11 protein-coding genes are annotated in these 9,870 nt (G+C 67.1%); 2 read left to right on the top strand and 9 right to left on the bottom strand.

What is annotated here, in order from left to right:
- Positions 1–43: 43 nt before the first annotated feature.
- The 6 genes from LXN01_RS06655 to LXN01_RS06685 form a co-directional block, all read right to left on the bottom strand.
- Positions 44–1,690 (bottom strand): class I adenylate-forming enzyme family protein, encoded by a 1,647-nt coding sequence (locus LXN01_RS06655; protein ID WP_236863828.1) that lies wholly within the window; start codon positions 1,688–1,690, stop codon positions 44–46.
- A gap of 170 nt (positions 1,691–1,860) precedes the next feature.
- The gene (locus tag LXN01_RS06660) at positions 1,861–2,529 is read right to left on the bottom strand and encodes a DNA alkylation repair protein (protein ID WP_236863829.1); all 669 of its coding nucleotides are present in this window, start codon (positions 2,527–2,529) and stop codon (positions 1,861–1,863) included.
- Positions 2,530–2,592: 63 nt separating this feature from the next.
- Positions 2,593–3,027: a hypothetical protein gene (locus tag LXN01_RS06665; RefSeq protein ID WP_236863830.1), complete on the bottom strand. Its 435-nt coding sequence runs from the start codon at positions 3,025–3,027 to the stop codon at positions 2,593–2,595.
- Positions 3,024–3,497, bottom strand: coding sequence for an iron chaperone (locus tag LXN01_RS06670; RefSeq protein WP_236863831.1), 474 nt, complete (start codon positions 3,495–3,497; stop codon positions 3,024–3,026). The genes LXN01_RS06665 and LXN01_RS06670 overlap by 4 nt, the downstream gene beginning before the upstream one ends.
- Positions 3,498–3,733: 236 nt before the next feature.
- Positions 3,734–4,981 carry a DUF2127 domain-containing protein gene (locus LXN01_RS16320; protein ID WP_336885239.1) on the bottom strand — a complete coding sequence of 416 codons (1,248 nt, stop codon included), beginning with the start codon at positions 4,979–4,981 and terminating at the stop codon, positions 3,734–3,736.
- Between the two features lie 38 nt (positions 4,982–5,019).
- Complete coding sequence (locus LXN01_RS06685) at positions 5,020–5,178, bottom strand: hypothetical protein (RefSeq protein ID WP_236863832.1); 159 nt, start codon at positions 5,176–5,178, stop codon at positions 5,020–5,022.
- Positions 5,179–5,347: 169 nt separating this feature from the next.
- On the opposite strand from LXN01_RS06685, the gene LXN01_RS06690 reads away from it, so the two are divergent.
- Complete coding sequence (locus tag LXN01_RS06690; RefSeq protein WP_236863833.1) at positions 5,348–5,932, top strand: peroxidase-related enzyme; 585 nt, start codon at positions 5,348–5,350, stop codon at positions 5,930–5,932.
- 9 nt (positions 5,933–5,941) lie between these two features.
- Here the strand turns inward: LXN01_RS06690 and LXN01_RS06695 are convergent, their stop codons facing one another.
- Positions 5,942–6,424, bottom strand: a complete 483-nt coding sequence (locus tag LXN01_RS06695; RefSeq protein ID WP_236863834.1) for a GNAT family N-acetyltransferase — start codon at positions 6,422–6,424, stop codon at positions 5,942–5,944.
- A gap of 159 nt (positions 6,425–6,583) precedes the next feature.
- On the opposite strand from LXN01_RS06695, the gene LXN01_RS06700 reads away from it, so the two are divergent.
- The gene (locus LXN01_RS06700) at positions 6,584–7,813 is read left to right on the top strand and encodes a hypothetical protein (protein WP_236863835.1); all 1,230 of its coding nucleotides are present in this window, start codon (positions 6,584–6,586) and stop codon (positions 7,811–7,813) included.
- Positions 7,814–7,886: 73 nt separating this feature from the next.
- On the opposite strand, the gene LXN01_RS06705 is transcribed toward LXN01_RS06700, so the two are convergent.
- Together LXN01_RS06705 and LXN01_RS06710 are read right to left on the bottom strand one after the other, a co-directional pair.
- Positions 7,887–9,365: a multicopper oxidase family protein gene (locus LXN01_RS06705; RefSeq protein WP_236863836.1), complete on the bottom strand. Its 1,479-nt coding sequence runs from the start codon at positions 9,363–9,365 to the stop codon at positions 7,887–7,889.
- Positions 9,362–9,625, bottom strand: coding sequence for an SHOCT domain-containing protein (locus LXN01_RS06710; protein WP_236863837.1), 264 nt, complete (start codon positions 9,623–9,625; stop codon positions 9,362–9,364). Before LXN01_RS06710 ends, LXN01_RS06705 begins: the two co-directional genes overlap by 4 nt.
- Positions 9,626–9,870: the final 245 nt, after the last annotated feature.

Here is a 9,870-nt window from a genome sequence, read left to right on the forward strand (position 1 = left end):
GAGCGGCTGCCATCTGGTTATCTGGTCAGGACCAGCCACCCGGTCAGGACTGGCCGAACGACTCCCGCAGCGCCGGCTTGGAGATCTTCCCGGTCCCGCTGCGCGGCAGCTCGTCGAAGATGTACACGTGCTTGGGCTTCTTGTAGGAGGCCAGCACGCTCCGGCAGTGCTCGATGATCTCGGCCTCGTCCGTCTCCACGGAGGGGTCGATCAGCGACACCGCGGCGACCGGCACCTCGCCCCACTTCTCGTCGGGGACCCCCACCACCGCGGTCTCCTTGACGTTCGGATGCAGCAGGATCGCCTCCTCCACCTCCGGCGAGTAGATGTTCTCGCCCCCGGAGATGATGATGTTCTTGATCCTGTCCGCCACGTAGTAGAAGCCGTCCTCGTCCTTGCGCACGAGGTCTCCCGAATGGAACCAGCCGCCCTGCATCGACTCGGCGGTCGCCTCGGGATCGTCCCAGTAGCCCATCATCAGGCCCGGCCCCAGGTAGACGGCCTCGCCGACCTCACCGGTCGGGACGTCATTCATCTGTTCGTCGACCACGCGGATCCTCACCGCGATCGCGGAGACGCCCACTGACCCGATCTTCCGCTGCGCGTACTCGGGCTCGAGCACCGTGGTGACGGGCGACATCTCCGTCTGCCCGAAGGTCGACACGATCCGCGCCTGCGGGAAGCAGCGCGCCATCGCCTCGAGCGTGCTCAGCCCGGCCGGCTCCGCTCCCCAGCCCAGGTTCTCCAACGGGTGGGTGATCCCGTGGGCGTCCATGTGCTTGCACACCCGCGACCACAGGCTCGAGATCAGGTAGGTCTCCGTGACGTTGTACTTCTGCAGGTTCTCGAGGAACGCCTCCGGCGTGAAGGTCGCGTAGTAGGCGAGCACCGTGGTCCGCCCGGTCACCAGGCAGCGGAAGACATTGGCGAGGCCGGCGATGTGGAACAGCGGGGAGTTGACCAGCGTGCTGCCGCCGCCGGTGATCTGGAAGTGATACACCGCGACCAGCACCTGGGACATGATGTTCGCGTAGGACAGCATCGCGCCCTTGGGACGCCCGGTGCTGCCCGAGGTGAACACGATGACCGCGCATTCGCTCGCCGGGCTCTGCTCGATGAGGGGCTCGACGCTCGCCTCGGCCGGCGCCTCGGCCTCCCCCGCGAAGGCGAAGTCGAGGTCGGCCTGCTCGTGGACGGTGATGGGAACGCTCCCCTGCTCGACTACCTCCGAGGCGGTCGCCCGGTAGGCGTCCTCGTACACGAGGGCGGTCGGCGATGTGCGCTCGACGATCGGGGTCAGCTCGCGGACGGTCAGCCGGTAATTCAGCGGCACGGCGATCGCGCCGAGCTCCTGCGCCCCGAGCATGGCGACGATAGAGGCGGGGCGGTTGCTCATGAGGATCGCGACGCGGTTGCCGGGGCGGACGCCTCGGGCGTGGAGGTGGGCCGCGAACTCCCGGACCTGGTCATGGAGGCCGGCCCAGGTCAGGCGGAGCTCTCCGTGGATCACGGCGTCCTGGTCGGGGATCTCCGCCGCATGCCGCTCCAGGTGGTCCAGCCAGGTGTATTCGCGCGGACCCCGCGAGGACGGTGCCGAGATGTGGTGCTCCTGCTCCGGCAGCGTGCTCGCACCCGTCGGGGCTGCTGTGTCGGTGCTCGGCGATGGTGCTCGTCCGGCGGATATCGTCATTGTGGCCTCTCCCTTGAGACAAACGTCCAGTCATTCACGAGGGTCCCGGCAGCCGATCGGCCCGACCCTCAAGCATTTAGACTAACGCGAACACTCGTTCAGGGGAACATGAAGCAGGGAATTCGAGTCGGGGAATCAACCGGGCGAATCGGTGGAACAGCCTCTCCTCATCATCGCCGCTTGGCTTCCTGGCGGCTCACGATCTCGGTGATCCAGATCGGGGCGTAGGGCGAAGTGCAGTTCGGTGGGGTCGGGTAGTCCTTGAGCACTTCCAGCCGCTCGCCGATCGCGAGCGCGCGGGCGCGGTGATCGGGGTGGTGGATGCCGATCGTCGCCAGGCACTCGTTCATCGCCCACTGCAGCCGGTCGGGGGCATCCGTCATCTCGGCCTCGATGAGGTCGAGCAGCCGGCCGAGGTCCAGGCCTTCCGGGTTCCTGCTCACCCGCCGGGTGGTCAGCGCCCACCCGGCGCTCGCGACGGCAGGGTCGGGGTCGGCGAACCAGAGCACTCGCAGCGCCTCGACCTCCGGGTGCTTCTTGACCACGTAGTTCACCAGCCAGTCCTGCACCTTGGGCGTGCGCGCCTGCCGGAGCATGGAGTCGAGCTCGTCCCGCTCGAAGGCCTTCGGGCGGCTGATCAGAATGGCGAGCAGTCGCGCAGCGCTGTCCTCGGTCGCCCACAGCTCACGCGCGAGCTCGTGCTGGGTCTTGAGCGCCTTGGCCAGCGCCCGCAGCTTGGTCAGGTTCACGGCGTGGTCGTCGCCGTGGCGCTCGTTGACCTCGCGGATCCGCGGATCCGCGAGTGCCGCCAGTTCGGTCATCACGGAATCCACTGTCATGACGGTCACCCTATCCCTCGCGGTGCCCATCCCCGCTTTCCCACTGCGTGCGTTCCGGATTCCTCACGCTGCGCAGTCAAAGTCGAAGCAGGGTTCCACGGCGAGCAGCGGCAGCCCGATGAGGAGAGTGATCACGCAGACGAGGGCGAGGACAAGCGCGGTGACGGCGACTCCCCGGGCCTCACGCCCGCGGATGAGCCCCACGATCGCGAGCGCCGCACCGGCCAGCGCAAGGGGTCCGACCACCGGAAGCGCGATGACGTACAGCTGCCGCAGGATCGACAAGAGCACGGGCTGAGGCGCTCCCGTGGCCAGCGATGCCCCTCCCCAGAGCAGCGTCAGCCCGCCGCTGAGCAGCCCGGCCGCGAAAGCGAGGATCGCCACGATCAGCGCCGCGATCGACCACCCGCGCCGGGCAGGTGCGGGTCCAGGTGGAAGTGGCTGCGCCCCGGCGTAGTTCGCGTCGTACGGGTGAGGCCGCGCCTGGTGGTGGCTCATGCTGCAATCATTGCCCATTTCGCCGCAGCATCGGACTGGCCCACCGCGCGGGCCACGAGCTCCGCGATCTTCTCCTTGACGGAGTCGGTGAGTCGCGGGATGGCGTAGGAGGCGAGCCAGATGTCCCCATCGTCCAGCTGGGCGCTGTCATTGAATCCGAGCGTGGCGTAACGGGTTCCGAACTTCGCGGCGTCCTGCAGGAAGATCACCACGTTCCCGTCCTTCTCATAGGCGGGCATGCTGTACCAGGTCCGCGGGGTCAGCTCAGGGGCGAGTTCGGTGACGATGGAGTGCACGGCGACGGCGATCTCCTGGTCGACCGGCGGCATCTCGTCGATCCGCTCCATCAGGGCCTGCAGGAAGTCGGCCTTCTTCTTGCCGCCCCTCTCGACACGCAATTCAGCCGCGCGAGCCTTCATCGCCTCGCGCTCGGCTTCGCTGAAGCCGACAGAGCCCGTCGTGTCAGACATGATTGACCGTCCTTCGCAGATTCGGAAGCGTCCGTCGCCCCCGTCGAGAACACGCTAACCGTCAGGCGGACGATGTGCTTCTCGATTTCTGCTCGGCCGCGCGGCCCCGGGTGCTGCTGCGGGTGCGCGCGCTGGAGCTCCTGTAGGAGTGCACTCCTGGTCGCCGAGAACCACTACGTGAAGTGGCCGCGTGATGCGACCGGCGAGTCCGAGCATCACAGCGATGATGAGGAGAATCAGCCGAGGTCCTCGCCCGCGAGCGCTTTCGCTCCGAGTCGCTCTTCTTCGGCGGCCTCCCATACCTCGTAGGCGGCGTGGAGCGCCAGGACGACGATGAAACAGCCGAGGATCAGGTCCGGCCAGCCCGAACCGGTCCAGACGGTGATGATTGCCATGACGATGATGGCGACGTTGACCAGGACGTCGTTGCGGGCCGAGAGGAAGGCCGCACGACTCAGCGAGCCCCCGTGGTGCCGCACCCGCACCAGCAGCCACGAGCCGGCTCCGTTGACGGCGACCGCTCCCAGGGAGGCGAGCACGACCGGAACGACGTCGGGGGCGGTCGGATCCGAGAATCGACGCAATGCCTCCCAGCCGGCGACAGCAGCGGGCACGAGGATGATCAAGGCCATCGCCTTGCCCATCAGAGCACGCCTGCTCGGGTGCCACCCAAGCGCCATGAAGATCAGCAGGTTGATCGAGGTGTCCTCGAGGAAGTCGACGCTGTCGGCAAGCAGGGCGACCGATCCTGCGGCCAGGGCGATGCCGAATTCGACGAAGAAGTAAGCGAAGTTGAGCAGTGCCACGACGAGCACCACGCGGCGGAGTCGACGCACGTCGACGTGATGGTCTCCAGCCGGTCCGGGCCGTCGGGGTGGTACGTCCTGCAGTCCGGGCCGTCGCGGTGGTCCCGCGGCCGGCCCGCTCGGAGTCCCTGCGCGCCGTGAGCATCTCGTGCTTCCGGCTCCGTCCGCTGCGGCCGTCGTGGACGGGGTCGTCCCTGTATTGGTGCCCGGGTCCGTCTCGGGGTCGGGCTGGGCAGAGGAGCCGACACCTCGGGCGCGGTGCGCACGGTACTCGTGCCAGGTCAGCCAGACAATGAAGATGTCGAAGGCCGTCAGGGCGGCGAGGCCCCAGGAGAAGGCCAGCACCAGTTGGTAAGTCTGGTAGGTGATGAAGATCAGGAGAAAGCCGATCATCCACGGGTAGGCCCACAGTCTATTCCGGAGCACGGCCCACACCAGCACGACCTTCACCAGTCCGTGCACAAGCAGGTACGCGGCGCCGAACAGCGTTGCCGACACCGTCAGCCCGTCTGCCAGCCGTGTCAGCGCATTCGCCACGAGATCCTGTGGATCCTCCGACAGCTCGTGCTGGGTGAGCAGTAGCAGCAACGAGCTCATCTCTGCCGGTGAGACGATGAGCAGCAGGACTCCGCCCAGCAACTCCAGGACGCCGTCGAGGCCCTTCAGGACCAAGCTCACTCTGAACGTCGCTTCCAGCGCCCTGCCGATGGCGGTCTTCACCGTGCCAGCCCGCGGGCAAACGACCCAGTGGCGCGTTTTACAACCGGGGGAAGCGTGCGCATGCGCGAAGCGGCGAGGTCCGGCACGACCAGGATCATCGTCGGGCCCGCGGCGATCCGGGTGCTCGCCGTGACGGTGGCCGTCGGGCTTCCCATTGCAGCCTCCCTTCCGAGGAGTCCCAGAAGCGACGCAGAAGCGCGTCGCGATGAACGAACCACTCCGGTCCCAAGCGTATTCCTGCCCGCCTGGTCGAACTGCGGAAGCAGGGCAGGTTTCCTCTCGGTGCGGGTGCTCGCGAGGCCGCTGAGTCGGTAGCATGCGGCCATGAGTACTGAGTTGCCCCGCTACCCCTACGTCGAGCTCGCGGACATTCCCGACGACATCCGCGCCACCATCGAAGAAGTCGCAGAGAAGTCCGGCTTCATTCCCAACGTGTTCCTCATGCTCGCTCGCCGTCCGGCCGAGTTCCGCGCCTTCTTCGCCTATCACGAGGCAGTGATGGAGAAGGAGACCGGCAACCTGAGCAAGGCCGACCGGGAGATGATCGTGACCGCGGTCTCCGGGGCCAACAGCTGCCTGTACTGCGTGGTCGCCCACGGGGCGATCCTGCGCATCTACGCGAAGAACCCGCGCGTGGCCGACCAGGTGGCGATCAATCCGAACACCGCCGAGATCACCGAGCGCCAGCGGGCGATGCTCGATTTCGCGCTCAAGGTCAACGCAGAGTCCCACCGGGTCGGGGATGACGACTTCGCGGTGCTGCGCGGCCACGGCTTCGATGACGAGGACATCTGGGACATCACCGCGATCACCGGGTTCTACGGAATGTCCAACCGCCTCGCCTCCGTGACCGGCATGATGCCGAACGAAGAGTTCTACCTGATGGGCCGGGTGCCGCGGCAGAAGTAGCCGGGATGCTCAGTCCAGCTCTTTGAAGTAACGGGCTACCGGCCAGCGCACGAACCCGGAGGATTCGTAGGCGGCCCTCGCCGAGGCGTGGCCCGGGTCGTCGCCGGTCTCCACCATGGCCATCACCATCCCCGCCTGCCGGATGCGGGCCAGCGCGTGGTCCATGAGAGCCGTGCCGACGCCTCGGCCCTGGTGTGCGGGGTCGACAGCAAGGACGTAGATCTCACCCATTCGGTCCTTCGGATGGATTCTCGTGCACACCCATCCGAGCGCCGTCGCGTCCTCGGCGGCAATATCCACCGACGCCGGCTCCCCGTCCAGAATCGCCGACAGGTCAGTGATCTGCCGCGTCTGCCAGCCGTCCGGGTAGAAGGAGTCGTAGACGAAATGCGGCACCGCCAAGCGCATCCTGGGGAACACCGGCTCCCAGGCGCGAATGGACAGCTCGAGCACCGCTTCGCGATGCGCGGCGGCGTAGGGTTCGATCCTCATGGGGCCTCCGCCCGGTCGTCGAGCTCGTTGCGTTCAACGAGGAAATCGTGCATCTCCGCTCCTTCGCGATCTTATGCAGTTCAATCTTCATTCACCCGAGGAGCACATCGGTGGCGTTCAATGGCCGGTGGAGTACTCGCTCTCACCATAAGGGGAAACATGAAGAAGTCTCTGGTCCTGGCGCCCGCCGTCGCACTCGCCATCGTTGGTCTCGGAGCACCGGCGATCGCGGTGACTCCCGCGCACACGACTGCCGCCGCAGCGCCGAGTTCGACCTCCTCGGAATGGGTCCGCGTCAGCGCTTCGCTGCCCGACCCGCTCACCACCGCCGACGTCAAGGACGGCCTGGAGGTCACCGTCAAGACCCGCGCCGGTGCCCCGGTGTCGCTGTCCACGGTCCGCGTCGTCACGGCCGAGGGCCACCTCATGAATCTCTCGACCGCAGACCGCGAGAAGTACTCGGGGACGGCCGACGAGACGGGAACCTACACGGTCACGATCTCTCCCGACGATGTCTTCAACTACGGCAGCTCCACGTACAAGCCGGAGAACTGGATCACGGTCGCCGAGCTCGAGGAGGGTGACAACGTCACCGTCGGCATCGAAACCAGCGCCAACAATCCGACGGACAAGTACCAGGTCGAGGCGAAGGTCGTCGCAGCCGAGGAGCCCGAGGAGCCGGCGGAGCCGGTCTTCCCGAAGGTCACCACCTCCGACATCACCTACACCGAGGGCGACGACGAGGGCACCATCACCATCTCCGGCACCGCCACGCCCGAGGCGGAGGTCACCTTCACCCAGTTCGCGATCATGACCACCTCCGGACACACCTACTACATCAAGTCCGACATCCCCGAGGTGATCGCGGACGAGAACGGCGAGTGGACCCTCGAGCTGCCGCTGTCGACCACCTTCGGCGCCCAGTACCGCGACGACGTCTTCCGCCAGCTGTCCAACACCGACGACACCCTCGACGAGGTCGTCACCGGTGACACACTGTCGATCATTGTCAGCGCGGCAGGGAAGGGCGGCAGCAAGTTCATCTCCCTCACGGTCGAAGACGCACCCGAAGAACCCGAGGCGCCCGCTGAGGACGTCGTCATCGAGGCTCCGGAGGAGATCACCAGGGAGGACCTCACGGAGGGCTTCGAGGTCTCGGGGACGAACGCGACCGGCGAGCACATCACGGTCTCCGTCCACCCGACGGAGGACGACAGCAAGCCCACGACCTTCCGCTTTCCCGGCGACAAGACGGAGTGGGCGAAGACGTACCAGAACATCAAGAACACCGAGGGCCTGGAAGCCGGCGACACCCTGACCGTCGAGGTCCGGAACGCGAAGGGCGACACCTCGGTCATCGCGACCGAGACGATCACCGTCGTCGAGTGACCGCTCTCTGAGTCACAGGTTGCCGCTCGCAGGTGCCCGGGCCGATCGGCCCGGGCACCTGCCGCCTCGAAGATCAGCGGGCGCGGACTGTTCCCATCATGCCCAGGTCCTCGTGATCGAGGATGTGGCAGTGAAAGACGCTGCGCCCGGTGAAATCGTCGAATGCGATGAGAACCTTCACCTCACCGAAGGCCGGGACGTTCACGACGTCCTGCCACCGCGGTTCGGCGACGGTGCGGCCGCCTTCTTCGACGATCTGCATGGGCCACACGTGCAGATGCACGGGATGGTCCATGGGGCTGGAGTTGGTCAGCGTCCATTCCTCGACGGCTCCGCCGGCAACATCGGCATCGATCCGGTCGGGATCGAACTCCTGCCCGTTGATCGTGAAGGCCATCATCCCGGGTCCTCCGCCCGGCCCCATGCGGCCCCCGCCCATCGCCATCCCGAAGTCCAGCCGGCGGCGGCCCTCCACCGGCTCTCCCCGCAGATCTCGCGGCGCAGGGGCGGCGGGCACCGGCGGAAGCGCGTCCACCGGGGATCCCGTCACCTGAAACGTCAGCAGCTCCACCGGCGCGGAAGCACCCGGACGGCTCCCGTTCATCATTCCCCCGCCCATCATTCCGTCCATGCCGCCCCGATCAACCGGGAGCGCTGCGAGGGTGTGTGAGCCTTCCTGCCCCTCGACGAGCAGCTCGACCCGGTTGCCCGGGAGGACCACCACCTCGGGGACCTCTCGGGGCACGGCCAGTCTGCCGAGATCGAGGCTGAGCAGCTGCATGGATTGACCGTTCAGCTGCAACCGCAGGAACCGAGAGGTGCACGCGTTGATGACCCGCCACCGCTCCCGCTCCCCCGGAGCCGCCGCCAGCCGTGGCCGCACCTGCCCGTTGACAACCACCAGTTCGCCCTCTCGGCCCATCATCTGCTCCATCAGATCGGGCGAGGCCAGGTTCCCGGACGAGTCCACGGTGAGGTCGGAGACGACGAGAACTCGCTCCCGGGTGACGGGAATCGATTCCAGATCCGCGACCACGATCGCACCGAACAAGCCGGCCGCGAGCTGATCGGCGACGTACCCGTGGCGATGTGGGTGATACCAGTACGTGCCAGGCGGGTGATCGGCCGGCAGCGTGAACTCATAGGCAAAGGTCTGGCCCGGATCGACGCTGATGAAAGGGTTGTCGCCGTTGTCCTCCGGGGACACATGCAGGCCGTGGACGTGCAGGTTCGTCGGAGCGTCCAGCGAATTGCGCAGCCGCACCCGGACCGTGTCCCCCGGCGCCACCCGCAGGGTCGGCCCCGGAACCGAACCGTTGAACGCCAGCATGGATACCTCGCGGTCGCCGATCCGGATCCGTTCCGGTGCGGTCTCCAGATCGAGCTCCAGCAGCCCGTCGTGACTGGTGAACTCCTCCGGCTCGGCCAGTTCGTCCCCCTCACCGCTCGTGAAGCGACGCCCCGAGGTCCACCAGAGCCCGGCTCCGCCGACGACCGCGGCAGCGCCTCCAAGTGCCAGGGCCAGCAGCTGCCTGCGGCTGACCCGTGTCACGGTCCGCTGTCTTCCAGCGTCCGCAGGCGCTCCCGGTACTCCTCCGTGCTCAGCTCCCCGCGAGCGTAGCGCTCAGCGAGAATCTCCCGGGCGCGGGCACCGGATGCAACCGCGCCCTGGTAGCCGCCGCGCGGCGCGTTCCCGGGCCGGCCGGCGAGCAGCTGCACCAGCACCACCACCAGCACGATCACGCCGATGAGCAGCAGCACCCCGAAAACCCAGATCCACCACATCCCGCCAGTGCCCATGCCGTACATCATTGCCGCATTCCTCTCCGCAACACTGCTCGACGGGGCGCCCTGAGGCGCATCTCCTCATGCACCGAGTCCACCGGCCTGGGTTGCGCGCAGTTCTGGCCTTCATTGTCTCTCTGCCCGGAGGACGAATCGACCGATCGGGTTGAAGATTCGACGAAGAATTGCACGCCCGCATTCCGTCTGGCCGGCCTGCGGTCCGAAATCAGACGAGCCGAAGCGGCGGCACTCACAGAGGTGGGGGGGGGGGG

Origin of the sequence: Brevibacterium daeguense (genome assembly GCF_021729135.1) — a bacterium.
Classification (GTDB): domain Bacteria; phylum Actinomycetota; class Actinomycetes; order Actinomycetales; family Brevibacteriaceae; genus Brevibacterium; species Brevibacterium daeguense.